The sequence below is a fragment of the Streptomyces sp. NPDC088747 genome (assembly GCF_044751025.1).
Classification (GTDB): Bacteria; Actinomycetota; Actinomycetes; order Streptomycetales; family Streptomycetaceae; genus Streptomyces.
Genome location: NZ_JBIVKZ010000008.1, coordinates 329,331 through 354,426, shown reverse-complemented (window position 1 = coordinate 354,426; position 25,096 = coordinate 329,331). Strand labels below are relative to the sequence as shown.

Annotated in this window: 21 protein-coding genes; 12 read left to right on the top strand and 9 right to left on the bottom strand. The window is 72.1% G+C overall.

Annotated elements, in window-relative coordinates:
* The first annotated feature begins 25 nt into the window (after positions 1–25).
* Positions 26–1,975, top strand: coding sequence for a hypothetical protein (locus ACIP79_RS21435; protein ID WP_401225555.1), 1,950 nt, complete (start codon positions 26–28; stop codon positions 1,973–1,975).
* Between the two features lie 107 nt (positions 1,976–2,082).
* On the opposite strand, the gene ACIP79_RS21430 is transcribed toward ACIP79_RS21435, so the two are convergent.
* Positions 2,083–3,381, bottom strand: a complete 1,299-nt coding sequence (locus ACIP79_RS21430; protein ID WP_401225552.1) for an ABC transporter substrate-binding protein — start codon at positions 3,379–3,381, stop codon at positions 2,083–2,085.
* A gap of 117 nt (positions 3,382–3,498) precedes the next feature.
* Between ACIP79_RS21430 and ACIP79_RS21425 the strand changes: the two genes are divergently transcribed.
* On the top strand, positions 3,499–3,999 hold the full coding sequence (locus ACIP79_RS21425) for a hypothetical protein (RefSeq protein ID WP_401225549.1): 501 nt from the start codon (positions 3,499–3,501) through the stop codon (positions 3,997–3,999).
* A gap of 115 nt (positions 4,000–4,114) precedes the next feature.
* On the top strand, positions 4,115–4,996 hold the full coding sequence (gene purU, locus ACIP79_RS21420) for a formyltetrahydrofolate deformylase (protein WP_401225546.1): 882 nt from the start codon (positions 4,115–4,117) through the stop codon (positions 4,994–4,996).
* Between the two features lie 147 nt (positions 4,997–5,143).
* Here the strand turns inward: purU and ACIP79_RS21415 are convergent, their stop codons facing one another.
* Both ACIP79_RS21415 and ACIP79_RS21410 read right to left on the bottom strand, forming a co-directional pair.
* Positions 5,144–6,841 (bottom strand): maleylpyruvate isomerase N-terminal domain-containing protein, encoded by a 1,698-nt coding sequence (locus ACIP79_RS21415; RefSeq protein ID WP_401225543.1) that lies wholly within the window; start codon positions 6,839–6,841, stop codon positions 5,144–5,146.
* The gene (locus tag ACIP79_RS21410; protein WP_401225541.1) at positions 6,838–7,425 is read right to left on the bottom strand and encodes a sigma-70 family RNA polymerase sigma factor; all 588 of its coding nucleotides are present in this window, start codon (positions 7,423–7,425) and stop codon (positions 6,838–6,840) included. Before ACIP79_RS21410 ends, ACIP79_RS21415 begins: the two co-directional genes overlap by 4 nt.
* A 475-nt stretch (positions 7,426–7,900) precedes the next feature.
* Here ACIP79_RS21410 and ACIP79_RS21405 point away from each other — a divergent pair, with 475 nt between their 5' ends.
* A complete protein-coding gene (locus ACIP79_RS21405) occupies positions 7,901–8,281 on the top strand; it encodes an STAS domain-containing protein (RefSeq protein ID WP_383678197.1) in 381 nt (126 codons plus the stop codon).
* A 199-nt stretch (positions 8,282–8,480) separates the two neighbouring features.
* Entirely contained in the window at positions 8,481–8,993 is a 513-nt protein-coding gene (locus ACIP79_RS21400; RefSeq protein WP_401225539.1) for an EF-hand domain-containing protein, read from the top strand.
* On the opposite strand, the gene ACIP79_RS21395 is transcribed toward ACIP79_RS21400, so the two are convergent.
* Positions 8,977–10,503, bottom strand: coding sequence for a class I adenylate-forming enzyme family protein (locus tag ACIP79_RS21395; protein WP_401225536.1), 1,527 nt, complete (start codon positions 10,501–10,503; stop codon positions 8,977–8,979). The genes ACIP79_RS21400 and ACIP79_RS21395 overlap by 17 nt on opposite strands.
* 199 nt (positions 10,504–10,702) lie before the next feature.
* Between ACIP79_RS21395 and ACIP79_RS21390 the strand changes: the two genes are divergently transcribed.
* The 3 genes from ACIP79_RS21390 (at position 10,703) to ACIP79_RS21380 (ending at position 13,697) form a co-directional block, all read left to right on the top strand.
* Complete coding sequence (locus tag ACIP79_RS21390) at positions 10,703–11,857, top strand: acyl-CoA dehydrogenase (RefSeq protein ID WP_401225533.1); 1,155 nt, start codon at positions 10,703–10,705, stop codon at positions 11,855–11,857.
* A 10-nt stretch (positions 11,858–11,867) separates the two neighbouring features.
* Positions 11,868–12,746, top strand: a complete 879-nt coding sequence (locus ACIP79_RS21385) for an acyl-CoA dehydrogenase family protein (protein WP_401225530.1) — start codon at positions 11,868–11,870, stop codon at positions 12,744–12,746.
* Positions 12,747–13,235: 489 nt separating this feature from the next.
* Complete coding sequence (locus ACIP79_RS21380; protein ID WP_401225527.1) at positions 13,236–13,697, top strand: ATP-binding protein; 462 nt, start codon at positions 13,236–13,238, stop codon at positions 13,695–13,697.
* A 404-nt stretch (positions 13,698–14,101) separates the two neighbouring features.
* Here the strand turns inward: ACIP79_RS21380 and ACIP79_RS21375 are convergent, their stop codons facing one another.
* A complete protein-coding gene (locus tag ACIP79_RS21375; protein WP_401225524.1) occupies positions 14,102–15,037 on the bottom strand; it encodes a cyclase family protein in 936 nt (311 codons plus the stop codon).
* A gap of 94 nt (positions 15,038–15,131) precedes the next feature.
* On the opposite strand from ACIP79_RS21375, the gene ACIP79_RS21370 reads away from it, so the two are divergent.
* Genes ACIP79_RS21370 through ACIP79_RS21360 form a run of 3 tightly spaced genes read left to right on the top strand, consistent with a single transcriptional unit; the run spans position 15,132 to position 18,323 of the window.
* Positions 15,132–16,043, top strand: coding sequence for an SDR family oxidoreductase (locus ACIP79_RS21370; protein ID WP_401225521.1), 912 nt, complete (start codon positions 15,132–15,134; stop codon positions 16,041–16,043).
* 34 nt (positions 16,044–16,077) lie between these two features.
* Positions 16,078–17,247, top strand: a complete 1,170-nt coding sequence (locus ACIP79_RS21365; RefSeq protein WP_401225518.1) for an acyl-CoA dehydrogenase family protein — start codon at positions 16,078–16,080, stop codon at positions 17,245–17,247.
* 26 nt (positions 17,248–17,273) lie between these two features.
* Positions 17,274–18,323, top strand: coding sequence for a Zn-dependent alcohol dehydrogenase (locus tag ACIP79_RS21360; protein WP_387183337.1), 1,050 nt, complete (start codon positions 17,274–17,276; stop codon positions 18,321–18,323).
* Here the strand turns inward: ACIP79_RS21360 and ACIP79_RS21355 are convergent.
* Positions 18,320–19,390 (bottom strand): GlxA family transcriptional regulator, encoded by a 1,071-nt coding sequence (locus tag ACIP79_RS21355; RefSeq protein WP_401225515.1) that lies wholly within the window; start codon positions 19,388–19,390, stop codon positions 18,320–18,322. The genes ACIP79_RS21360 and ACIP79_RS21355 overlap by 4 nt on opposite strands.
* Positions 19,391–19,731: 341 nt before the next feature.
* On the opposite strand from ACIP79_RS21355, the gene ACIP79_RS21350 reads away from it, so the two are divergent.
* Complete coding sequence (locus ACIP79_RS21350; RefSeq protein WP_401225662.1) at positions 19,732–21,036, top strand: MFS transporter; 1,305 nt, start codon at positions 19,732–19,734, stop codon at positions 21,034–21,036.
* Positions 21,037–21,102: 66 nt separating this feature from the next.
* Here ACIP79_RS21350 and ACIP79_RS21345 read toward each other — a convergent pair whose 3' ends face one another.
* The 3 genes from ACIP79_RS21345 to ACIP79_RS21335 form a co-directional block, all read right to left on the bottom strand.
* Positions 21,103–21,741 (bottom strand): flavin reductase family protein, encoded by a 639-nt coding sequence (locus tag ACIP79_RS21345; protein WP_401225513.1) that lies wholly within the window; start codon positions 21,739–21,741, stop codon positions 21,103–21,105.
* Between the two features lie 92 nt (positions 21,742–21,833).
* Complete coding sequence (locus tag ACIP79_RS21340; RefSeq protein WP_401225511.1) at positions 21,834–22,694, bottom strand: enoyl-CoA hydratase/isomerase family protein; 861 nt, start codon at positions 22,692–22,694, stop codon at positions 21,834–21,836.
* A 94-nt stretch (positions 22,695–22,788) separates the two neighbouring features.
* A complete protein-coding gene (locus ACIP79_RS21335; protein WP_401225508.1) occupies positions 22,789–25,014 on the bottom strand; it encodes an acetate--CoA ligase family protein in 2,226 nt (741 codons plus the stop codon).
* Between the last annotated feature and the right edge of the window lie 82 nt (positions 25,015–25,096).

Here is a 25,096-nt window from a genome sequence, read left to right as displayed (position 1 = left end):
AGGTCCCCCATTCGTAGGAGTCCCGGTGACGCAGAGTGGACAGGGCGAAGAGCCTTCGTCGCGACCCGCGCGCGAAGGCATCGTGCTGCCCTCCGACGGCGGCGCGCCCTTGTTGCCCGGCACGACGGGCGACCGTACGACCCCGGCGGGCGGCCAGTCCTGGGACCGGCCCTGGGGCCCCGACCAGCAGGCCGCGCCCGACCCGCAGCCGGAGCAGCAGCCCGACCAGGGCTGGGGAGCGCCGGTGAACGGCACCCAGACCTGGGGCGCCCAGCCGCCCCAGGCCGCCCCCGCCCCGGACTGGGGCACCCCCGAGGCCTCCCGGGGCTGGACCCCGGCGCAGCCGCGACCGGGCTGGGGCGACAGCCCGGCCCAGCAGCCGTCCGGCCCCGACGGCTACGGCGCCCAGGAGTCCCCGGGCGCACAGGGCGCTCAGCAGCAGGGCTTCACGCCACGCCCCGCGCCCGGCGCCGGACCCCTGCCGCCCGAGGGCACCCAGAGCTCGTCGTACGGGGGTACGCAGCCTCCGTCGTACCCGGGCGCGCAGGCTCAGTCGTACGAGGGCGCGCAGGGTCAGCCCTACGAGGGCGCGCCGGCTTCGTACGACGGCACACAGGCCCAGTCGTACGAGGGCACACAGGCCCAGTCGTACGAGGGCACGCGGTCTTCGTCGTACGAGGGTCGTGGCGGCGTCGTACCGCAGGGCCGGGGTGGCTATGGTCCCGGCGCGGGTCAGTCGTCCTCGCCGTCCGCCGCGCAGCCGCTGCCGCCCGAGAGCGCGGGCATGGGAGCGGGGCCCGGTGCGCCGCTGCCGCCCGTCGCCGAGGAGGGTGTGACGCAGTACATCCCGCACATTCCGGCGGCCCCGGGCGGTGACGAGGGTGCGACGCAGTACATACCTCACATACCCCCCGCTCCTTCCGCGCCCGACGAGGGCGCCACCCAGTACATCCCGCCGGTGGGCCCCGGGGCGCTGCCGCCCGAGGTGCACGCCGACGCCACCCAGTACCTGGGCCGGCAGGCCCCGGGGAGCGCCGCGCCGTCCGCCGCGCACCCCGACGCCCAGCCCACGCAGTACATCCCGCCCGTTCCCGCGGAGCCGGACGGGGTGTCCTACGGGATGCGCCCGGCCGCCTCCGAGGACCGGCAGCCGCCCGCGGAGTTCGACAACCTGTTCCGCAGCGAGCCCGAAGGGCCGCCCTCGACACAGCAGTTGCCGCGATTCGACCAGGCCGCCCCACAGGCCCCGTACGGCGCGCAGGCTCCCGGTGGGCCCGGAGCACCCGGTGGGCCCGGCGGACGCGCCGCCGCTCGGCGCGGGGGCGGTAACGACGGCGGAGGCGGGCGCCGCGGCTCCCGCGTGCCGCTGATCGCCGCGGTCGGCATCGGCATCGTCGTGCTCGGCGTCGGCGCCGGTGCGCTGCTCAGCGGCGGCGGCGACGAGGACAGCGGCGACAACAGCGCGACCGTGTCAGCGACGGCTCCCGCCACCGAGGGCTCGCCGTCGGCCTCCACCGACCAGGCCAAGGCGCAGGCCGTCGAGCTGGACAAGCTTCTCGCGGACGCCAACGCCGGCCGCGACTCGGTGATCAACGCCGTGGCCAACGTCACGGCGTGCAAGAACCTCGGCCAGGCGGCCACCGATCTGCGCGACGCGGCCAACCAGCGGGGCGAGCTGGTCACCCGGCTCGACGCCCTCACGCTGGACCAGCTCCCGAACCACGCCGAGCTGTCCACCGCGCTCACCAACGGCTGGAAGGCCTCGGAGTCGGCCGACAACCACTACGCGGCCTGGGCCGACCAGGCGGCAGGCAAGAAGGGCTGCAAGGACGGCCGCGCCCGCGGCACGGGCCAGAGCCAGGCGGGCAACCGGGACAGCGGCACGGCCAGCACCGCGAAGGAGAAGGCCGCGAAGCTGTGGAACTCCATCGCCTCGCAGTACGGACTCACCGAACGGACCCGGACCCAGCTGTAGGGCAGGTTCCGGGACGCGTCGGTCCCGGTCGAGCGCCGGTCGGGGCCGGTCCCGCAGTCGATGCGGGGCCGGCCCTTCGCGTTCGCGCTAGTTCGCACTAGTCCGCGCTAGTCCGCGCTCTCCAGGGTGTCCGACATGTTCACGAAGCCCTTGCGGGCCGTCGCCAGCTGGCCCTTGCGTACGACCTGGAAGGTGACGTCGGCGTTGACGAGGCGGGGGAAGTCGACCGCCGCGATCATGTCCTCGAAGCGCCAGCTGAGGGTCGGGGTGAGCCCGCCGGTGGTCACCTTGAGGCCGTCGTCGAGGGTCCGCCGGATCGTCAGCGCGTTCACGTCACCCTCGCCGAGCGACTCGACGGCCTTCGCCAGCACGGTGTACGCGATCCAGGTGGTCTGCACACCCGCGTCCGCCGGGTCCACCCGGTTGTCCTCGAAGGCGTGCTCGGTGATCACCTTGCGCATCGAGTTCCAGCTCGGGTCGCTCGCGGGCGGGTACCAGCCGGTGACGAACGCGCCCTCGTACGGGCTCGACGCGCCGCCGGTCGAGTTGATGACCGACTGGTCGACACTGCCCAGGACGGTGCCCACGCCCACCTTCGGGTAGGTCTCGCGGTCGCGCCGGAAGGAGTCCATGAAGTTGTCCGTGCGGTCGCCGAGCGCCGGCACCACGCAGCCGTTCCTGTCCGCGTCGGAGGTCGCGTTCTGCAGGGCCGCCCGGGTCTGCCCGGAGTACTCGGTGGCGTCGTCGGCGGCCCGCTGGTCGGTGACGGACGCGTGGTCCGCCGCCTTCAGACCGGAGTCGATCAGCACCGGCAACTCGTCACCGGCGATGGTGTCGGGACGTATCAGCGAGACCGGACCGCAGGTCCTGCCGAGCTGCTCGCCGAGGCCGGCCAGCAGCGCCGGCTCGCCGCCGTTGACGGGGTAGGACAGCGGGCTGGTGAACTCGTCGTCGGTGACGCCGTAACCGCCGATGTACGGGATTCCGGCGCCCTCCAGCGGCGCGAGGAAGGAGCGGCCGTGCTGGCTGTAGGAGCCGACGACCGCGACGACGTTCTCCTTGACCGCGCGCCGGGCGCAGGTCGCGGCGTCCACGCTGTTGTTGTGGTCGTTGCAGGTGAGGATGTTGAGCTTGTGGCCGTTGATGCCGCCGTTGCTGTTGACCCAGCGGGCGTAGGCCTTCGCCATGGCGGGCATGCCCGGCTTGTTGGTCGCGGCGGTGTTCTCCGGCGCCCAGGTCATGACCGTGATGGAGCCGTCCCCGGAGCCCCCCGAGACCCCGGGGACGACCCCGCATCCGACGGCGATCGACGTACACGCCAGCAGCGCGCCCGCGGACAGCAACGTGGCTCTGAGGCGCCGGGGTGATGTGGGGGAGGTGGTGCTCGTTCGTCGCCTGCCGCTCATGCTCACGCACGATTCCCCCACACCAATAACCCGATGGTGACCGGCGGTCAACGAAGGGTGGCGCAGAGGTGAATTACGGGGGCGGATGATCTGTTTTTCACAGGGAACGTACGATCGGTGACCGTGCAAGGTTCGGAGAACTCTTCCCGTCGCGGCCGTCGCTCGCCCACTATGGGCGACATGCCACTGAACGACATGCCCTGGTGGCGCTGGCGCAGCAATGTGCGCTCCGCGCTGCACATGCTTTCCGACACCGACTTCCAGCGAGGCGTCTGGCTCGCCGGCGTCGAAGGGTACGGCGACGTCACCGACGCCGTGTACCGCCTGGTCGAGGACACCTGGCTGGACAACTGGTCCGCCGAGAAATACGTCGGCACGATCTTCCGCGACTCCCAGGAGGCGGCGCTCGTCGACACCGCCGTGCTCCGCGTCCTGCGGATCATGCACCAGGTGGGACCCGACGCCCTGGTCTCCACGTATCTCGACCACCAGGGCTGGCCGGACGCGGTGCGCGCGGCGCGCGACGCGCATGTGCGCCTCGCGGTGAGTGACGGGGAGGATCCCGACCTTCCGCCGCGCACACTGAAGGTCCTGAAGATCCTCACGCGGTCCGCGTAGACCCGCCGTGATCGGCCGCCCAGGACGGGCGGCCGGACCCGTACCGCCCCCTGACCTGGTCCGCCTGGCGGGACGACGGCACGTCCGAGGCGGGTGGTATGGGACCCTGTCCCGCATGAACGAGCAGTCCGTCCGCGGGGCAGCACCCGCCGAGCAGTACGTCCTGACCCTCTCGTGCCCCGACAAGCAGGGCATCGTGCACGCCGTGTCGAGCTACCTCTTCATGACGGGCTGCAACATCGAGGACAGTCAGCAGTTCGGCGACCACGACACGGGTCTGTTCTTCATGCGCGTCCACTTCTCGGCGGAGCCTCCGGTGACGGTGGACAAGCTGCGCGCGAGCTTCGCGGCCATCGGTGACGCCTTCCAGATGGACTGGCAGATCCACCGGGCCGAGGACAAGATGCGGGTCGTGCTGATGGTCAGCAAGTTCGGCCACTGCCTGAACGACCTGCTCTTCCGTGCGCGGACCGGCGCGCTGCCGGTCGAGATCGCGGCCGTGGTCTCCAACCACACCGACTTCGCCGAGCTCGTGACCTCGTACGACGTGCCCTTCCACCACATCCCGGTGACCAGGGACACGAAGGCGGAGGCCGAGGCGCGGCTCCTGGAACTGGTCAGGGCCGAGGACGTCGAACTCGTCGTCCTCGCCCGCTACATGCAGGTGCTGTCGGACGACCTCTGCAAGCAGCTCAGCGGGCGGATCATCAACATCCACCACTCCTTCCTGCCGAGCTTCAAGGGCGCGAAGCCCTACCACCAGGCGCACACCCGGGGCGTGAAGCTCATCGGCGCCACCGCCCACTATGTGACGGCCGACCTCGACGAGGGCCCGATCATCGAGCAGGAGGTCGAGCGCGTCGGCCACGGCGTGACGCCGGACCAGCTCGTCGCCATCGGACGCGACGTCGAATGCCAGGCGCTGGCGCGGGCCGTCAAGTGGCACGCCGAGCGGCGCATCCTGCTGAACGGCCGCCGGACGGTGGTTTTCGGCTAGGGCGAGACCCTTCAGCCCGTCCGGCGCTTGAGGACGAGCGCGTAGCGCGAAAGGCGCGAAAGGGGGGTCTGGGGGCGCAGCCCCCAGGAACGGGACGGGAAGGGGCGGAGGGGGCGAAAAAACCCACGGCCGCCCCCCGCCGCCGACCTACATCCGGCTCAACGCCGCCGCCGCGAACAGCACATCCCTGATCGCCTCACGGTCCCCGTCCTGCCCGGCGGCCGCCTCCTCCGGCGACACGTGCCCCGCCGCCAGCCGGCAGAACTCCACACCGTCCAGCGCGACATGCGCCACCTCGCGCTCCGCGGAGGCGACCGCGCCGGGGGAGTCGAGCGGAATGAGCCACTCGCCGCCTCCGGAGCCCTCGATCTCCAGGCGCAGGCTGCGTCCGGGCTCGCCCGCCGCGACGAGGTGGCGGGGCGGCGGCGCGGAGAGCCCCGCCCGGCGCCGCTCGGCCAGCGAGGCGGGCAGCATGCGGACCGCCAGGTCGATCATGCCGTGCAGGTGCCGCGGGGCGGGCGGGTCGTAGGGATAGTCGACCGCCTCCGCGATGTCCGCCGCGTGCACCCAGCACTCGAAGGCCCGGTCCAGCATCGCGTCGCTCAGCGGCAGTTCGAAGTCGCCGTACGGCACCGGCAGGCGCCCGGAGCCGCCGCCCGCGAACGACACCGTACGGACGAGGTTGTGGCTCTGCTCACGCCAGGGCCCGCGCACCGAACGGGTGGGCGGGAAGTGCGCTGCGTTCCAGTACTCCTCGGTGCGGGCCGTCGGCGTCGAGGGGCGCGCGGGCGTGCCGAGCGGGTCCTCCAGGCCCAGCGCGACGGCGACCAGTCCGTCGACGGTGAGCAGGTGGGCGATGACCCCGGCGACGGTCGTACGGCGGCTGGCGGGGTTGTCGCCCTCGAACCAGCGCAGCCGTACGGGCGCGTGCCACTCGGCGTCGCCTATGTCCTGGAGCAGCGCGTCGAGCCGGGCGGTCTCCGCGTCGTACGGAGTCGCCCAGTCGGGCACCGGGATCCGCGGCGGGCGCCGGCCGAGGCAGCCCTCCAGGACGCGGGTGCGCAGCGCCGGGTCGAGATCGAGGCTCTCGGGCGGATGCAGCAGCCCGACCGCCTCACGCAGCCGCAGGGCCTCGTCCGCGCAGGAGCCGCAGTCCCCGAGGTGCAACTCGACGGCGGCGGTTTCCGCCGCCGAGCACGCGGCGAGCGCCCAGGCACCCAGCAGCGCCGTCAGCACCCGGTGATCGAGGACGAGGGGTTCGGCCGCGGGAGCGGGGGCGGCCGTGGGCAGCGGCAGTCCGGTGTCCTCGACGGAGGAACGCGGCAGGGGTATGCGAGGCGGCCCACCCGGCACGTCGTCCCGGCCGCCGACCGGCCGGCCGGGTCCCCGCGGACCACCGGGACCGTCGGGGCCCGACTCCTGCGGACCGTCGAGACCGCCGGGACCGCCGGGACCGTCCGGGCCTGACTCCCGCGGACCGCCGGGACCGCCGGGACCGTCCGGGCCCGACTCCTGCGGACCGCCGGGACCGCCGGGACCGCCGGGACCGTCCGGGCCTGACTCCCGCGGACCGCCGGGACTGCTGGGACCGTCCGGGCCCGACTCCTGCGGACCGCCGGGACCGCCGGGACCGTCGGGGCCCGACTCCTGCGGACCGCCAGGACCGTCCGCGCCCGACTCCCGCGGACCGCCGGGTTCCCCGGGGTGTGCCGGATCCTTGCCGGTGCCGCCGCCGGTCTCCTCCCGGTGCTCGTCCGCGTCCTTCTCCTGCTCCTCGCCCTCGTCCCCGTCCTGGCCCCCGGCGCTTTCGCCGAACGACTCGAAGCGGTCGGCCCTTCCGCTCACCTGGCACCCCCGTACCCGGGCGGCGGTGCCCCGGAGGGGCCGCCGGCGTCGTGGGCGGTGGCGAGGAGCTGGAGGCCGAGGCGGAGCCTGCGGCGGGCCTCGTCCTCGGTGACGCCGAGGTCGGCGGCGGCCTGGCGGTAGTCGCGGCGCTGGAAGTAGGCGAGGTCCAGGGCGGCGCGCAACGGGGCGGGCATGGACGTGACGATGTAGTCGGCGCGGGCGGCGACGGAGGCGCTGCGCACCTTGCGCTCCAACTCCTCGGTGGTGCCCAGCCCGCCACGGGCGAGCGCGGCGGTCTCCGTGGCGCGCAGTCGCCGGACGGCGAGGCGGTGGGTCAGCGTGGCGACCCAGGAACGCAGCGGGCCCTGCTTGGGGTCGTAGGCGTCGGGGTTCTCCCAGACATGGGCGAACACCTCACGCGTGACGGCGTCGGCCGCCCGCTCGTCGCCGAGCACGCGGTGGGCGAGGCCGTGCACCAGCGAGGCGAACCGGTCGTACAGCTCACCGAGCGCGGCGGCCTCCCCGCGCGCGAGCCGCTGCTGCATCTTACGATCCCAGCGAGGCGGTGCGTCCTGCGTGGTCATGCGGCCCCCTCACCTGGTCGTGCCCGGCACCTGTCCCTGTGTCCTGCCCGCGTGTCCGCCTGCCCGTGCTGTGTCCAGCCTGCGCCCACTCCTTGTCCCGAATGTAGTCGGCACGTCCGACAGCGCACGCCCCTTTGCGTCATTGTGCGCCCCTGGCGGTCCAGGAATGGTAGGCGCCTGCCCTGTATCGATCAGATCAGAACGCATGCGACCGAAATGACTCGCTCGTCACGCGCTTTCGACCGTAGAACGACGTTTCTTCGTGCCCGGACCGGTGTTTCATGGAACGACAGTCGGGCAGGCGCCGAGAAACGAAGCGTACGAATCACTTCCGTTTCCGGTGCGTGAGGCACGTACCGCGTCGGGCAGTCAGACGCCGTCAGGTGCAGTCGGGCGTACGAAGCGGTTGAGACCTGTGCGGCGGCCGGGACCCGCGATTCACGCGGGTCCTGCGAGGCGAGCGAGAGGCATGGCGGTGACGGTGACGCTCAAGGTGACCGGGGGCGAACAGAGCGGCTGGGCCGTGCTCCGGGTGTCCGGCGAGATGGACCTCGTGTCGTCGCCCGTCCTGCGCCAGCGGGTGCACGACGTGGTGGCCGAGGGCTGCCACGACATCGTCCTCGACCTCTCCGAGGTCCTCTTCTGCGACTCCAGCGGTGTCGGCGTCCTGATCGCCGTCCGCCGCCTCGTCCGGTCCTGCCAGGGGCGGCTGCGCCTGATACTGCCCGCGCAGGGGGCGGTCGACGGCTCGCACGTCAACCGGGTCCTCGCGGCCCTCGGCGTGCGCCGCCTCTTCGACGTCTACCCGGACGTCACCGAGGCCGTGGGCGAGGAGTCCACCCCGCTGTCGGCGTGAGTGACGCGCCCCGCACCGGCGCTTCATGATCACCTGGCGTGAGGAATCCCTCACCGGGGGAAATGACGCGCCACACACCGTTGTCCCGGAATTCCCGCAGTCTTGGTACAAGCGTCGTTTTCCCGCTCCCGGGGTGCCCATGACGTCGTACGCTCCGTCCCAGACTGACCCTCACGTGACGTAAGGCGGCCCGAACGACATGGCCAACAGCGAGTACGAGCGCAGGATCGCTGCCCGGTTCTCCGGCTTCGACCAGGACGGCAACGGCTACATCGACCGGGAGGACTTCAACGCCGCGACCAAGGCGGTCCTCGCCGAGTTCGGTACGGCGGCCCGGTCGGACAAGGGCCAGGCCCTCTACATGGGCGCGGAGGCCTTCTGGCAGGGCATGGCGGGCATAGCGGACCGTGACGGCGACCAGCGCATCACCCGTCAGGAGTTCGTGAACGGCGCGGTCAAGCGGCTGCGCGACAACCCCGACCGCTTCGCCGAGATCGCCCGCCCGTTCCTGCACGCGGCCCTCGCCGTCGCGGACACCGACGGGGAAGGCACGGCCACGGTCGATCACGCCGCGCGGGTGCTCAAGGCGCTGGGCGCCCCCGAGGACGTCGCCGCCGCCGCGGCCGGCACCCTCGACACGGACGCCGACGGCCGGATCGGCGAGGTGGAGATCGTGACCGCGTTCGCCCGCTACTTCACGGTTCCCGAGTGAGACCCTGTGAATAGCGCTCCCTGAGCTTGTACTTGAGCACCTTGCGCAGGGTCTCGTTGCGCGGGAGGGCGTCCACCACCTCCAGCTGTTCCGGCAGCTTGTGCACGGACAGCCCTTCCGCGCGCAGGTGGGACGTGATGGCGGCGAGGGTCAACTCCTCGTCCCCCGGCGACTGTTCGGCCGTCTCGATCACGGCGCAGACCCGCTCGCCCCGCTCGGCGTCCGGCAGCCCGATCACGGCGGCGTCCCCGACGGCCGGATGCCGGTGCAGCAGGTCCTCGATCTCCTTCGCGGAGATGTTCTCGCCCTTGCGGATGATGACGTCCTTCAGCCGCCCGGTGAGCACCAGGTGCCCGCTCTCCGTCAGATGCCCGACGTCACCGGTGATCAGGAACCCGTCCGGGTCGAAGGCCTCCGCCGTCTGCGACGGGTCCAGGTACCCCTGGCAGACGGCCTCCCCGCGCAGCCGCACCTCGCCGTCCACGATCCGTATCTCCATGCCCTCGGGCGGCCGTCCCTCCGTTGTCGCCAGGTTCTCCACCGAGTCGTCCGGTGACCCCATGGTGATCATCGGGACCTCGGTCATCCCGTACCCGTGGGTGAGCTGGACGCCCATCTCGCGGACGACCGAGTGGTAGACCTCGGGCGGTTTCGGCGCCCCGCCGCCCGCCAGGAGCCGCAGGGTTGGTATCAGCGGTTCCCCCGGCCGCTTGCGCTGCTCGGCGAGGAACATCGAGTAGAAGGCGGTCGAACCGCCCGCCACCGTCACACCGTGCCCGCGGTAGTCCTCCAGGGCCGCGGGCAGCGCGAAGTGCTCGAACATCACGGCGGGGAAGCCGTAGAGCAGCAGCATCACCGTGTAGTCGGGCCCGGCGATGTGCGCGTACGGGAAGGCCATCGAGCCGACGTCGTCCGCGGACAGCCGCAGCGCGTGCGCCAGGCAGGAGCCGCCCGCGATCAGCGAACGGTCGGTGTGCAGCACGCCCTTGGGGTCCGAGGTGGTGCCCGAGGTCCAGTAGATCCAGCGGACCGAGGTGCCGTCCGAGGGCGGGGCGGGGAGTACGGAGGGATCGCCGTCCGGCAGCCGGTCGTACGCCTCGAAGACGCCCTTCGCGCCCAGCCGCCGTGCCATCGCCCCGTGGTCGAACCCCCGCCACTCTCCCGGTACGGCGAAGAACTCGGCCCCCGACTCCCGCAGCGCGAAGCCGACTTCGCGGTCGCGGTAGAAGGGGATCACCGGGGACTGCACGGCGCCGATCCTGGCCAGCGCGAAGGACAGCAGGGCCGTCTCGATCCGGGTGGGGAGCTGCCAGGCGACCACCGTGCCAGGGCGTACGCCCATGTGGTGGAGACCGGCCGCCACCCGTTCGGCACGGTCGCGCAACTCCCCGAAGCTCAGGGTCCGGTCGCCCTGGAGGAGGACGGGCCGGTGCGGGGTGAGGGCGGCGCGGCGGGCGACCAGTTCCCAGAGTGTGCGGGAGGAACCCAGGGCGTGTGCGGTGTCGTTCACTTCGACCCCCTGTCGTCGACCGGCGGCCGGCCGGTCGGTATCTGACGTTCAGTCAGATCGTGCGCAGAGCGTAGAGCCCATCGCCTTGTCGGTCCATAGACGCGGGGTTAGCCTGCGTTCTGACGAACTGTTCTGACGAACCATCAGATCGCTTGACGGGTCACGCACTTCCCCATCGGCTCCCACCAGTGGACGGGCAATGGATCTCGCGTACACGGAGGAAGAGGAAGACTTCCGCGCCCGGCTGCGCGAGTGGCTCGCCAAGGCCCTCCCCGCGCTGCCCCCGAAACCGTCCCCCGACGACTGGCCGGGACGGCGCGTGTACGACCTGGGCTGGCAGCGGATGCTGTACGACGCCGGCTACGCCGGGCTGCACTGGCCCGCCGACGCCGGCGGCCGGGGCGCCACCCCGACGCAGCACCTCATCTACCTGGAGGAGACGGAGAAGGCGGGCGCGCCCTACGTGGGCGCCAACTTCGTCGGGCTGCTGCACGCGGGCCCCACGATCGCCGCGGAGGGAACCCCAGAGCAGCGGGCGCGCTGGCTGCCGCCCGTGCTGCGCGGCGAGGAGGTCTGGTGCCAGGGGTTCAGCGAACCGGACGCCGGTTCGGACCTCGCGGCGCTGCGCACGCGCGCACGGCGGGACGGCGACGACTACGTGGTGAGCGGATCCAAGATCTGGACCTCCCACGCGGAGGTGGCCGACTGGTGCGAACTGCTGGTCAGGACCGACCCGTCGGCCCCGAAGCACCGCGGGATCAGCTGGCTCGCCATGCCCATGGACGCGCCCGGGATCACCGTACGGCCGCTGCGCACCCTCGCCGGTCCTGCCGAGTTCGCCGAGGTCTTCCTCGACGAGGTGCGGGTACCGGTGGCCAACCGGGTCGGCGCGGAGAACGACGGCTGGCGCGTGACCATGGTGACGCTGTCCTACGAGCGCGGCACCGCCTTCGTCGGCGAGGTCGTCGCCTGCCGCCGGGTGCTCGGCGAGATCGCCCGCGAGGCGCGCGGGAACGGCCGCTGGGACGACGACGTGCTGCGCCGCCGCCTCGGCCGGCTGAACGCCGAGTTCCGCGCGCTGTGGCGGCTCACGCAGTGGAACGTGAGCGAGTCGCAGCGGAGCGGGGGAGTGCCGGGCGTCGGCGGCTCCGTCTTCAAGCTGCGGTACTCGCAGGCGCGGCAGGAGTTGTACGACGCCGCCGCCGAGGTGCTGGGCCCCGGTTCCCTCGACCTCGGTCACGAGTGGACCCTCGACCGGCTCTCGTCCCTCTCCTACACCATCGCCGCCGGCACCTCGCAGATCCAGTCGAACATCGTGGCCGAGCGGATCCTCGGCCTGCCGAAGGGGCGGTGACTTCGTCTCCGTGGACTTTCAACTCGACGACGACCAGGTGGCGTTGAAAGCGGGCGTGCGCGAACTGCTGGCCGCGCGCTTCGGCCGTGACAGCCTGCGGGCCGCCGTGCGCGAGGAGCCGGTGCTCGACCGGGCCCTGTGGCGCGAGCTCGGCGAGAAGGGCTTCTTCGCGCTGCGGCTGCCGGAGGCCGACGGAGGCGCCGGACTGGGGCTGCCGGAGGCCGTGTTGGTCTTCGAGGAGGCCGGCCGGGTGCTGCTGCCCGGTCCGCTGGTCGCCACCCACCTGGCGGCGGGCACCGTGGAAGGCGCCGCCACCGGCGAGACCGTGGTGACCGCCGTGGACGGGGAACTGGTGGAGTGGCTGGTCCAGGCGGACACCGTACGAGGGGACGCGGCCGGCGCCGAGCCGCTGAAGCCGGTGGACCCGCTGACACCGCTGCACCGGGTGCCCGTGCCCCAGGAGCCCGACCCGGCCGACGCGCTCCTCACCTCCCTCCTCACCGCGGCCGAACAGCTCGGCGGCGCCGCCAGGGTCTGCGAACTCGCGGTGCAACACGCCCGGACGCGTGAGCAGTTCGGGCAGCCGATCGGGGCCTTCCAGGCGGTGAAGCACCTGTGCGCGGGGATGCTGGTGCGGGTGGAGGTGGCACGCGCCGCCGTCTACGCCGCCGCAGTGACGGGTGGACCGCAGGATGTCGCGGCGGCCCGGCTGCTCGCCGACGACGCCGCCGTGCGTGGCGCCCGGGACTGCCTCCAGGTGCACGGCGGCATGGGCTTCACCTGGGAGTCGGACGTCCATCTCCATCTCAAGAGGGCCTGGACGCGGGCACGACGTACGGGCGGCGCGACACGGAGTGAGGAACTGCTGGCGGACGATCTGGTGGCCTGAGCGGGCCGGGCAGGGCCCTGTGCAGGAACGGTTCTGGAAGTGCCGCAGACGGATGTCGCGGATCGTGGCACGCGAAATCACGGAGCGTTGATATCGGGTTGTGTCCTAGGCGTGACTCGTCACGGCCCGGAGTCGGTGCCACGCTCCGGTACCTTGTGTGAGATGCGAGTGGTTCTGAGCTTGAGCCATGCCGGTGTTGCCCGAGAGGCGGCTCCGGACCCGGCGATGCACGGCGCTCGCAGGGCAGGGCGAATCCTCGCGCCTGCCTGTTCGACTCCCCGTGGCGAGCGTCGCACAGTATCCCGCACGCGTACTCCTTCGCGCTGGAATATGCCCGAAGCGCTTGTTGGGGTGACTGTACGTCAACCAAGCTGTCTCACAAGGGAATCACGTTCCGTGATCCTTGTTCTGGCCATGCAGAATATGGCCACGATCGTGGCCCTTGTGCGGCGCGAGGCGATGTGTCCGCCGGTTCGGATGGTGTGAGCGGTGCAGGTGCTTCAAGTGCAGCTGGAGATTCGGCCCGACCCCGCAGAGGTGGGGCGAGCGCGGAGGTGGGCGCGCTCCCGGCTCGCCGGGTCCGGGATAGAGGCTGACGAGCCGCTGGCCGAGACGCTGATCCTGCTCGTCTCCGAACTCGTCACCAACGCCGTCGTGCACACGGGCTGTCCCGCCGTGCTGCGGCTGTCGTTGCCGGGTGGCGCGGAGATCAGCACGGTCCGTCTCGAAGTGGCCGACTCCAGCACCCGGCCCCCGATCCCCCGGCATGCCGAGGGCGACGAGACCAACGGCCGCGGCCTGGAGCTCGTCGACGGCCTCGCGGACCGCTGGGGCTGGAGCCCCGAGGGCGCCGGCAAGCGCATCTGGGTCGAGGTGGACCGCTGTTCGCCGGGTGCGACGGCGGGAGCCGCGTATCCGGGATACGAGGACTTCGCGTACGAGGCGGTCTAGCGCACCGGAACCCCGGTGCGAGGCCGCACGTTCCCGCGTGCCCGTACGGGCGCCGTTCCTTCGCATATATGCGTGAGCGCAGCTCCGGGGCCTCGGACGGCGGCCGAATGCGCCGTGCCGTGCTTCCGTGCGCGCCACCATGAATGGGGCGTAAGTGATAAATCTCCGAACGGGTGTTGACGTGACGTGTCCGTTTGATCACGCTTGTTGTCAGCGATTCGCCGCGAGGGGACGGCAAGGGTTCCGGTGACGGGAGCCCTCGCCGAGTGCGGGTCGCGACTCGGCGTCAGCTCCTGCGGGGCAGCGGGAGTGGAGCGGATACGCCGGAGCCGGATGGCGGCGCGCGGTGCCGCGCTCGGGGCGAGCAGGAGCGCGCCGCCAGCCGACGCCCAGGCGTGCCGTCGCTACAGCACCGCCACGGGCGCCACCGGCGTCCCCGTGCCGCCGACGAACGGTTCGGGCATCGCGGACAGCAGGAACGCGTACCGTCCGACTTCTCCACAGGCTGTGGACAACTCTTCGAGATTCCAGTTCTGGCCCTGGAGCATCCCCATCTCGACCAGGTCGAGCGCGTGCACGGGCAGCCACAGGTCCTCGATCTCGGGCGGAAAGATCTCGAAGGTGAGGGTGTCGTTGGCGACGGCGGCGACATCACGCGCGTGGAACCACTCGGGGGCGCGTACGGAGAGGCCGGGCGAGGGGTACCCGTAACCCTGCTTGTCGCCCGCGAGGTACAGCCGCATCTGCCCGGTCCTGACGAGCACGATGTCGCCCGCCCGCACCCGTGTCCCCGCCAACTCCTCGGCCGCCTCCAGGTCTTCGGGTGTCACGGCGTGGCCCCCGTCGAGCCGGTCCCGGCCCCGGGCGCGCGCCACGTCGAGCAGCACGCCGCGGGAGACTATGTGCCGCGGTTTGTCGATGCCGCCGAACTCGGCGCCGCCGTGCGGGGTGACGGTGCCGGCCGGGCGGCCGTTGTAGAGCTTCCCGGAGTGCGAGACATGGGTGAGGGCGTCCCAGTGGGTCGCCGCCTGGAGCCCCATCGTCACGGCGTCGTCGCTGCACGCGACGGTGCCGGGGCCGAAGATCTCCTGGTTGATCTGCACCATCACATGCAGGGGGTTGACCCGTCCGGGGATCAACCCGGTCTGCACGCCGTCCTGCTGGAGGGGGAGGGCGAGAGGAACGCGGCGGCCGGTGCGGACGGTGGCGGCGGCCTCGCGCACGACCTCGTCGGTGATCAGGTTCAGGGTGCCGATCTCGTCGTCGGCCCCCCAGCGCCCCCAGTTGTTCACGCGTTTGGCGATGTCACGGAACTCCGGGTGAAGCGCCGGCGCTGACATGGGTCCTCCCGGGGGCTTGTCTCCAGGTATCTGACGGGCCGTAGAATCCAGTTGAATCTAACGGACCGTCAGAAACCGCGGGAAGGGGCCGGGCGTGGGGAACTTCCTGGCAGGCAAGGTCATCGCCGTCACGGGGGCCGGGCGGGGCATCGGGCGTGCGGTCGCGCTGGCCGCGGCGGCGGAGGGGGCCTCGGTCGTCGTCAACGACTACGGGGTGTCCATCGAGGGTGCCCAGCCGACGAGTTCGGTCGCCGAGGCGGTGGTCAAGGAGATCGGGGCGGCGGGCGGCGACGCGGTCGCGGTGGCCGACGACGTCTCGACGATGGCGGGCGGGCAGCGGATCGTCGACGTGGCGCTGGCCTCGTACGGGCGCGTCGACGGTGTGGTGTGCGTCGCGGGGAACCTGCGCGAGCGGATGCTCTTCAACATGACCGAGGAGGAGTGGGATCCGGTCCTCGCGACCCATCTGAAGGGCACGTTCACCGTCTTCCGGGCGGCCTCGGCGGTGATGCGGAAACAGGGCTCGGGGACGCTCATCGGGTTCACCAGCGGCAACCACCAGGGGTCCGTCTCGCAGGCCAACTACAGCGCCGCCAAGGGCGGGATCATCTCGCTGGTGCGCAGCGCGGCGCTCGGACTGCACAAGTACGGGGTGACGGCGAACGCGGTCGCGCCCGTCGCCCGTACCCGCATGTCGGCCAACGTCCCCATGGAGCTGACGGAGATCGGCGAACCGGAGGACGTGGCCGCCCTGGTGGTCTACCTGCTGTCGGAGCGGGCGCGCGAGGCGCGGATCACCGGGCAGGTCTACACGGTCGCCGGGCCCAAGATCGCGGTGTGGGCGCAGCCCCGGGAGCTGCGGGCGGCGTACGCGGAGGGTTCCTGGACTCCGGAGAGGATCGCGGACCTGCTGCCGGGGACGGTGGGAGTGGATCCGATGCCGCTCCTGGAGCGGGTGGCGGAGATGGCCAGGGCGGCGGCGGAGAAGGGCCGGCCGAACCGGTGAGGGTGTCTTTCGGGCTGGGCGGGAGGGGCGGCGCGTGGAGTTCGGATTCGGTTCTGAGGACGAGGTCTTCCGTGGTGAGGTGCGCGGCTGGCTGGCGGCGCACCTGGACGGCGTACCGGCCCGCTCGGCCTGGGAGCGTGAGCTCGGCCGGGGCGGCTGGATCGGCCTCGGGTGGAGCGAGGACGGGTACGGCAACCGGCGGGCGAGCCTGACCCAACAGGTCGTCTGGGCCGAGGAGTACGCCCGTGCCAAGGCGCCGCCGCGCTCGGGCCACATCGGCGAGAACCTGCTCGCGCCGACCCTCATCGCCCACGGGACGGACGAGCAGAAGGCCCGCTTCCTGCCTCCGGTCGCCCGCGGCGAGGAACTCTGGTGCCAGGGGTACAGCGAGCCCGGCGCGGGTTCGGACCTGGCGGGGATACGCACAACCGCCGTACGGGACGAGGGACATGATTCCGGGGACTCGTACCGCGTGACCGGCCAGAAGATCTGGACCTCCCTCGCCCACGAGGCCGACTGGTGCTTCGTCCTGGCCCGTACGCGGCCGGAGTCGACGCGCCACCACGGGCTGACCTTCCTGCTCGTACCGATGGACCAGCCGGGCCGGATCGAGATCAGGCCGATCCGGCAGCTGACCGGTACGAGCGACTTCAACGAGGTCTTCTTCGACGGCGCGGTGGCCCGTGCCGAGCACGTCGTGGGCGGTGAGGGCAACGGCTGGCGGGTGGCGATGAGCCTCCTGGGCTACGAACGCGGTGTCTCGACCCTGGCCCAGCAGATCGGCTTCGCCGAGGAGTTGGGGCGGGTGGTGGAGACGGCGGTGGCGAACGGCGCGGCCGGCGATCCCGTCGTACGCGATCTCCTCGTACGGCAGTGGGCGGAGCTGCGGACGATGCGGTGGAACGCGCTGCGGACGCTGGGGAGTTCGGGCGGGGGACAGGGGGCGGCCGGGGCGCCCAGTGTGGCCAAGCTGCTGTGGGGGCGGTGGCATCAGCGGCTCGGGGAACTGGCGGTGCGGGTGGGCGGCGCCGGAGCCGCGGTGGGTCCTGCGGACTGGTCGGCGGACTCGCCCTACCGACTGGACGCGTTCCAGCACCTGTTCCTCTTCAGCCGGGCCGACACGATCTACGGCGGCTCCGACGAGATCCAGCGCACGATCATCGCCGAGCGGGTGCTCGGCCTGCCGAAGGAGCCCCGGGGATGAGCCGGGGGGAGAGGGGAGCCGGCGTGATGCGAGGCGTGGTCTTCGACGGGAAGCGGACCGAGGTCGTCGACGATCTGGAGATACGGGACCCCGGACCCGGCGAGGTGCTGGTCGAGGTCTCCGCGGCCGGGCTGTGCCACAGCGACCTGTCGGTGGTGGACGGGACCATCCCCTTCCCCGTTCCGGTGGTGCTCGGCCATGAGGGCGCGGGGGTCGTGGCCGCGGTGGGCGCGGGCGTCACCCATGTCCAGCCCGGCGACCACGTGTCGCTGTCCACCCTCGCCAACTGCGGGACCTGCGCCGAGTGCGACCGGGGACGGCCGACGATGTGCCGCAAGGCGATCGGGATGCCGCAGCAGCCGTTCACCCGGGCGGGCCGGCCGCTGTACCAGTTCGCCGCCAACTCGGCTTTCGCGGAACGCACGTTGGTGAAGGCGGTCCAGGCGGTCCGCATCCCTGAGGAGATCCCGCTGCCGGCCGCCGCGCTCATCGGCTGCGGGGTGCTGACGGGGGTCGGCGCGGTGCTCAACCGCGCCCGGGTGGACCGGGGCGACACCGTCCTGGTGATCGGCACGGGCGGCATCGGCCTCAACGTCATCCAGGGCGCGCGGATCGCGGGCGCCCTGACGATCGTCGCCGTCGACGCCAACCCGGCGAAGGAGGCGATGGCCCGCCGGTTCGGCGCGACGCACTTCCTGACCTCGACGAGGACCGTCAAGGACATCCTGCCCACCGGCGCGGACCACGCCTTCGAGTGCGTCGGCCGCGTCGAACTCATCCGTCAGGCCGTCGACCTCCTCGACCGCCACGGCCAGGCGGTGCTGCTCGGCGTACCCCCCGCCACCGCCGAGGCGTCCTTCCTCGTCTCCTCCATGTACCTCGACAAGTCGATCCTCGGCTGCCGCTACGGATCCTCCCGCCCGCAGCGCGACATCGCCCTGTACGCCGAGCTCTACCGCCAGGGACACCTGCTGCTGGACGAGCTGGTGACGGCGACGTACCCGGTCGAGGACTTCGAGAAGGCGGCGCAGGACGCCCACGCGGGGAGGGTGGCGCGGGCGGTGCTGACGTTCTAGGCGTTGAGGGCCTGGGCGCCGAGCAGGCCGCCGTCCGCGTCCGGGACGGCGGACGTGCTGCCGGACCGGAAGGTGCGCCGGTAGGCGGTCGGGGTGACGCCGAGGGCCGTCTGGAGGTGCTGGCGCATCGACTGGGCGGTGCCGAAGCCGGATTCGCGGGCCACCTGGTCGATGGACAGGCCGCTGGACTCCAGCAGGTGGCGGGCCCGTTCCACGCGCTGCTGGGTGAGCCACTGGCCGGGGCTGACGCCGACCTCCTCACGGAAGCGGCGGGTGAAGGTGCGCACGGACATCGACTCCTGCTCGGCCATGTCGCGGAGCTGGATCGGCTCATCGAGGCGGCCCAGCGCCCAGGCGCGGGCGGCGGTGGTGGTGGCCGCGCGTGCCTCCGGAACCGGGCGCTGGACGTACTGCGCCTGGCCGCCGTCCCGGTGTGGCGGTACGACGGTGCGGCGGGCCACGTCGTTGGCGACGGCGGTGCCGTGGTCGCGGCGTACGAGGTGGACGCAGAGGTCGATGCCGGCCGCCACACCGGCGGAGGTGAGGACGTCGCCGTCGTCGACGAAGAGCACGTCCGCGTCGACCCTGACCTTCGGGAAGAGCTGCTGGAAGTGCTCCGCGTGCATCCAGTGCGTGGTGGCCGGGCGGCCGTCGAGCAGGCCCGCCGCCGCGAGGACGTATCCGCCGGTGCAGATGGAGACGAGGCGGGTGCCGGGGCGGATGTGGGCGAGCGCCGCGGCCAGTTCCGGGGTGAGCTCGCCCTTCTCGTGGACGGGGCCGAGCTCGTAGGAGGCGGGGATCACGACGGTGTCGGCGGTGGCCAGCGCCTCGGGGCCGTGCCCGACGAGGACCGCGAAGTCGGCGTCCGTCTCCACCAGGCCCGGCGGCCGCACCGAGCAGGTGACGATCTTGTACAGGTGGTGGCCGTCCGCGTCGCGCGCCTTGCCGAAGATGCGCTGCGGGATGCCGAGCTCGAAGGGCAGCAGCCCGTCGAGGGCGAGGACGACCACACGGTGTCGGCGGGGCCTCCCGTCGGGGCCGGGTTCTTGCGCTTGCTCTCGGCTCATGGCCCGATCCTAGCTAATGCTGACCTTCGGGCCACTCGTTCGGGGAGATCGGGGGCCCGAAGCTCTATGACGTGAACCAGACGACCGACTCCGCCGACTCCGCCGACGCTCACGCCGCCGCCGCCGACTCCGCCGACGCTCACGCCGCCGCCGCCGACTCCGCCGTGACCGGGGGCTCTGCCGAGACGGCGTCCTCGATCGAGACCGGGGGCTCCATCGATGCCGTGAGGTCCGTCGGGGACGCCCGCTCCGTCGGGGACAGCCGCCCCGTCGGGGACGCCCGCTCCGTCGGGGACGCCCGCCCCGTCGAGGACGCCCGCCCGATCAAGGACAGCCGCCTCATCGAGGACAGCCGTCCCGGCGACCTTGCCGGGCAGCCGCGTCCCGTCGCGCGGCACCGTATCCACCGCGCGTGGTTCGTCGCCGCCGTCACCTTCGTGACGATCATCGGCGCGGCGGCCTTCCGCTCGCTGCCGGGGCTGCTGATCGACCCGCTGCACCAGGAGTTCGACTGGTCACGCGGCACGATCGGCGCGGCGGTGTCGATCAACCTCGCGCTGTACGGGCTGACGGCGCCGTTCGCCGCCGCGCTGATGGACCGCTTCGGGATACGGCGGGTGGTCGCGATCGCCCTGCTCGTGATCGCGCTCGGCTCGGGGCTGACGGTGTGGATGACGGCGGCCTGGCAACTGCTGCTCTGCTGGGGGCTGCTGGTCGGGCTCGGATCCGGTTCGATGGCGCTCGCCTTCGCGGCCACGGTCACCAACCGCTGGTTCACGGAGAAGCGCGGCCTGGTGACGGGCATCCTCACCGCGGCCTCGGCCTCCGGCCAGCTGATCTTCCTGCCGGTGCTCTCCTGGATCGTCACCGAGCACGACTGGCGGCCCGCGGCCGTGACGGTCTCGCTCGCCGCCCTCGCGGTGGTCCCCTTCGTCTGGCTGCTGCTGCGCGACCACCCGGCGGACGTGGGCCAGAAGCCCTACGGGGCAACGGAGTTCGTGGAGAAGCCCGCCCCCGTGCCCGGCGCCGCCCGGCGTGCGGTGACGGTGCTCCTGTCCGCGGTCCGCACCGGACCGTTCTGGCTGCTCGCCGGCACCTTCGCGATCTGCGGCGCCTCGACGAACGGCCTGGTCCAGACGCACTTCGTGCCCGCGGCCCACGACCATGGCATGCCGATCACGGCGGCGGCCTCGCTCCTCGCGGTGATCGGCGTCTTCGACGTCGTCGGAACGATTGCCTCCGGCTGGTTCACCGACCGCTACGAACCGCGCCGTCTGCTGGCGGTCTACTACGCGCTGCGCGGCATCTCCCTGCTCTTCCTGCCGATACTGCTGGCCCCGACCGTGCACCCGCCGATGATCTTCTTCATCGTCTTCTACGGCCTCGACTGGGTGGCCACGGTCCCGCCCACGCTGGCCCTGTGCCGGGAGCACTACGGCGAGGACAGCGCGATCGTCTTCGGCTGGGTCCTCGCCTCGCACCAGATCGGGGCCGCCCTGGTGGCGTTCCTCGGCGGCGTGGCACGGGACGCCTTCGGCTCGTACGACGTGGTCTGGTACGCGTCGGGAGCGCTGTGCGCGGCGGCGGCGCTGATGGCGCTGGTGATCCGGAGACGACCGGCGCGGACGGCGTTGCTGGTGGCCTGAGGGGGGCCTCGTCAGGGGTGACCGTGCCGCGGCCTGAGGGACCCTCCTCACGGGGTAGCCATGTCCTCAGGCGAACCGGCCCCGGTGGAACAGCAGCGGCGGGGTCTCGTCGTCGCCCGTGCCCAGCGCCTCCACCCGGCCCACCACGATCAGGTGGTCGCCGCCGGTGTGCACCGCGTGGATCGTGCAGTCGATCCAGGCGGTGGCCTCCGCGAGGCGTGGGGAGCCCGTGACGGGCGCCGCGTCGAACACGACCCCGGCGAACTTGTCCCCGCCGCGCACCGCGAAGCCACGGCACAGTTCGCCCTGGTGCGCTCCGAGCACGTTCACGCAGAAGACGCCCGCGCGGGCGATCCGCGGCCAGGTCGAGGACGTACGCCCGACCATGAAGCAGACCAGCGGAGGGTCGAGGGAAAGGGAGGAGAACGACTGGCAGGCGAAACCGGCGGGACCGGATCCCGGGCCGCCGACCTCGTGGCCGGCGCCCTCGGGACCGTCGGTGGCGGGCGCCGTGACGACGGTCACCCCCGTCGCGAAGCTCCCCAGCACCCGGCGGAACTCGGTCTGGTCGAGCGGTGCGCGTTCGTCGTCCGCGACCGCCCTCAACTCCGGTCGTGGCAGCGCCTCGACGGGCTCCGCGACCGTGGGTGCCCCGACCGACCTGAGGTATCGGACAGCGGTGGCCGCCATCCCTGCGTGTCCCATCACAGTGTCCATTGAAGCTGACGGATCGTCAGAAGTGAATGCCGCGGGGCGACTCACTCCGCTCCACTCCGGTTCGACGGGGTCGAACCGGGTCAGCGTCCGCGGTACTTCGGCTCGCGCCGTTCCACAAAACTCGCCACTCCCTCGTTCGCGTCCACCGTCGTCATGTTGATCTCCTGGGCGGCTGCCTCGGCGGCGAAGGCCGTGGCGCGGTCGCTCTCCAGGGAGGCGTTGACGAGCTGCTTGGTGAGGGCGAGCGCGCGGGTCGGGCCGGTGGCGAGACGCTCGGCCCACCCGCGCGCCGTGGACTCCAACTCCCCTGCTGGTACGACCTTGTTGACGAGCCCGAACCGCTCCGCGTCGGCGGCGGGCAGCGCGTCGCCGAAGAACATCAACTCCTTTGCGCGCCGGGGACCGATCAGCCGGGGCAGGAGATACGCGCCGCCGCCGTCCGGGACCAGGCCGCGGCGCACGAACACCTCGATGAACCTGGCCGAGTCGGCGGCGAGCACCAGGTCGCACGCGAACGCGAGATGCGCGCCGATCCCGGCGGCCGTGCCGTTCACCGCCGCGATCACCGGCTTCTCGCAGTCGAGAACCGCGGAGACAAGCCGCTGGGCGCCGAGACGGATCGTACGGGCGACGTCGCCGGGCACCCGGTCCCCGGCCGGCGGCCCCCCACGCAGGTCCGCGCCCGCGCAGAACCCGCGGCCCGTCCCCGTGACGACCACGGCCCGCACCTCCGGGTCGGCGGAGGCCGCCGCGAGCAGGCTGATCACGCGTTCCCGCTGGTCCCAGGTGAGGGCGTTCATCGCCTCGGGCCGGTTCAGGGTGATCCACGCGACCGCGTTGTCAGTGGCGTGAAGTATCAATGAGTCGAGGGATCTTTCGGGAGGATCGGGAAATTCGTGAGAATCCGTGAGTGCGGCGGATTTGGGAGGGGAGCCGGACATGGGGGGACTCCGTTTCGTCCGTTCGGTACGAGCAGCGGTGGGCCTCGCGCTCAGGGGGTGCGGCCTTCGCCTCCTGCCGGGGAGGCGCGGTCGTTCAGTGGCACACCACCAGCGCGTCGAGCGCCACCGCCCCCTGCCCCCGGGGCAGCACCATCAGCGGATTGATGTCCAGCTCCGCGATGTCGTCACCGAGTTCGAGCGCCATGCGCTGGACGCGGATGACGACCTCCACCAGCGCGTCGATGTCGACGGGCGGAGCGCCGCGGACCCCGTCCAGCAGCGCCCGCCCCCGCAGGTCGGCGAGCATGGCGCGGGCCTGGTCGTCGCCGAAGGGCGGCACACGCACGGCCGCGTCGCGGAGCACCTCGACGAGGACACCGCCGAGACCGACGGTCACGGTCGGCCCGAAGAGCTGGTCGTGCGTGACGCCCACGAACATCTCGACGCCCCGCTCGACCATCTGGCACACGAGCACCCCGTCGAGCGAGATCCCCTCGTAGCGCGCGATGTCGGTCAGCTCGCGATAGGCGTCGCGGACCTGGCTCGCGGAGGTCAGGGGAAGCTTCACCAGACCCAGTTCGGTCTTGTGGGCGATCTGCGCGCCGGAGGCCTTCATCACGAGGGGGTAGCCGATCAGGCCCGCCGCGCGCACCGCCGCCGCCGCGCTGGTCACCAACTGCTCCCGGGGCACCCTGATCCCGTAGGCGCGCAGCAGTTGCTTCGCCGCGTGCTCGCTCAGCTGCCGGCCCGGCCGCATCAGGGCCTGCGCCTTGCGGAAGGAGGGCGAGGGGGTGCGGGGAGCCTCGTCGAAGGGGGAGCGGTAGGCGGCGGTGAACCGGTGGTGATCCAGGTAGGCGCGTACGGCGGTGATGCAGTTGGCGAACGTACGGAAGGTGGCGACCCGGGACGACCCGAGCAGCGTCTCCCGGTACGCGGCCTCCGTGCCGACCGGCGACCCCCACACCACGCACACCAGCTTGTCCGTCTGCTCCGCCGCGTCTACCAGGTCCTGCGCCAGCTTGTCGCTCATCGGCGGGAAGGGCCCGGTGATGGGGCAGATCAGCACGCCGACGGACGGGTCGGCGAGGATCGCGTCGATGATCCTGCGGCCGCGCCAGTCGCCCACCGGGTGGCCGCCGTTGTCCACGGGATTGGCGACGTCGAGGTAGTCGGGTATCCACTCGTGCAGTTCGGCCTGCTTGTCGGGCGACAGCGTGGGCAGGGACAGCCCCGCCTCGCTCGCCAGGTCCGCGAAGTGCGCGCCCGTGCCGCCCGAGATCGAATAGACGGCGACCCCTTCGGCGCGCGGGGCGCGGGCGCGGGCCAGCAGGGCGGCGGTGTCCTGGAGTTCGTCGAGTCCGTCGACGCGGATCACGCCGTACTGCCGCATCGCCGCGTCCACGACCGTGTCGGCGCCGGTCAGTTTGCCGGTGTGCGACGCGGCCGTGCGGGCGCCGGTCTCGGTGCGGCCGACCTTGACGGCGACGACGGGCACCCCGCGCCGGGCGGCGCGGTCGGCGGCGAGCAGAAAGGAGCGGCCGTCCTTCAGTCCCTCGATGTAGCAGGCGATGGCGCCGACCTCGGGCCGTTCGGAGAAGTAGGAGATGAAGTCGGCGGTCTCCAGGTCGGCCTCGTTGCCGGTGGGTGCCCAGTGGGAGAGCCGCACCCCCAGCTCCTGCATCGAGAACACCGGGCGGCCCTGGTGCCCTGACTGGGTGATGAGGGCTATCGCCGGTCCTTCGAGGTCGTCGCGGAACCTCTCGAAGGCGTTGAGGTTCGTGTTGGGCCCGAGGAGCCGCAGGCCCGAGCCGGAGACGGCGGTGGCGAGCCGGGCCTGCGCGAGGGCTCCCTCGGCTCCGGTCTCGGCGAACCCGGAGGCGAAGGCGACCGCGAACCTCACCTTGGCCTCGGCCAGCTTCTCGATCACCGGAAGGGGATCGCCGACCAGCAGCACGGCCAGGTCGACCTGTTCGGGCAGGTCCGAGACGGAGGGGAGGCACGGGATGCCGAAGACGGACTGACGGGTGGGATGCACCGGGTGCAGCCGCGCGCCGCCCCGCTCGGCCCAGGCGATCAGCTGTCGGGTGATGCCGGTGTTCGGCCTGCCCTCGGCGTCCGAGGCGCCGATCACGGCCACGGACTCGGGACGGAAGAACCGGTCCAGATCGGGTACGCCCGCGTAGAGCGGACGGCCGCTGACGTCCAGGTCGTGGACCTCGGCCGGCCGGCCGTGCACGACGGGTGAGGGTTGCTCGCCGCAGGCGATGACCCGGGCCCGGCGGGAGTCGGTGGTGAGGGTGCCGTGGGTTGATCCAAGCATCGGTCCGCCCGCTCCTGTGTGACAGCCAATTAACTGACGCACTGTCAGATTACTTAACTGACGCCCTGTCAGGAACCGTCGT

Bases quoted from the DNA above. Each gene is read 5' to 3' on its own strand.
- purU (WP_401225546.1), top strand. From the start codon at position 4,115: ATGAACGAGCAGTCCGTCCGCGGGGCAGCACCCGCCGAGCAGTACGTC.
- ACIP79_RS21410 (WP_401225541.1), bottom strand. From the start codon at position 7,425: ATGACCACGCAGGACGCACCGCCTCGCTGGGATCGTAAGATGCAGCAG.
- ACIP79_RS21430 (WP_401225552.1), bottom strand. From the start codon at position 3,381: ATGAGCGGCAGGCGACGAACGAGCACCACCTCCCCCACATCACCCCGG.
- ACIP79_RS21345 (WP_401225513.1), bottom strand. From the start codon at position 21,741: ATGGGACACGCAGGGATGGCGGCCACCGCTGTCCGATACCTCAGGTCG.
- ACIP79_RS21335 (WP_401225508.1), bottom strand. From the start codon at position 25,014: ATGCTTGGATCAACCCACGGCACCCTCACCACCGACTCCCGCCGGGCC.
- ACIP79_RS21360 (WP_387183337.1), top strand. From the start codon at position 17,274: ATGCGAGGCGTGGTCTTCGACGGGAAGCGGACCGAGGTCGTCGACGAT.
- ACIP79_RS21340 (WP_401225511.1), bottom strand. From the start codon at position 22,694: ATGTCCGGCTCCCCTCCCAAATCCGCCGCACTCACGGATTCTCACGAA.
- ACIP79_RS21375 (WP_401225524.1), bottom strand. From the start codon at position 15,037: ATGTCAGCGCCGGCGCTTCACCCGGAGTTCCGTGACATCGCCAAACGC.
- ACIP79_RS21355 (WP_401225515.1), bottom strand. From the start codon at position 19,390: ATGAGCCGAGAGCAAGCGCAAGAACCCGGCCCCGACGGGAGGCCCCGC.
- ACIP79_RS21390 (WP_401225533.1), top strand. From the start codon at position 10,703: ATGGATCTCGCGTACACGGAGGAAGAGGAAGACTTCCGCGCCCGGCTG.
- ACIP79_RS21400 (WP_401225539.1), top strand. From the start codon at position 8,481: ATGGCCAACAGCGAGTACGAGCGCAGGATCGCTGCCCGGTTCTCCGGC.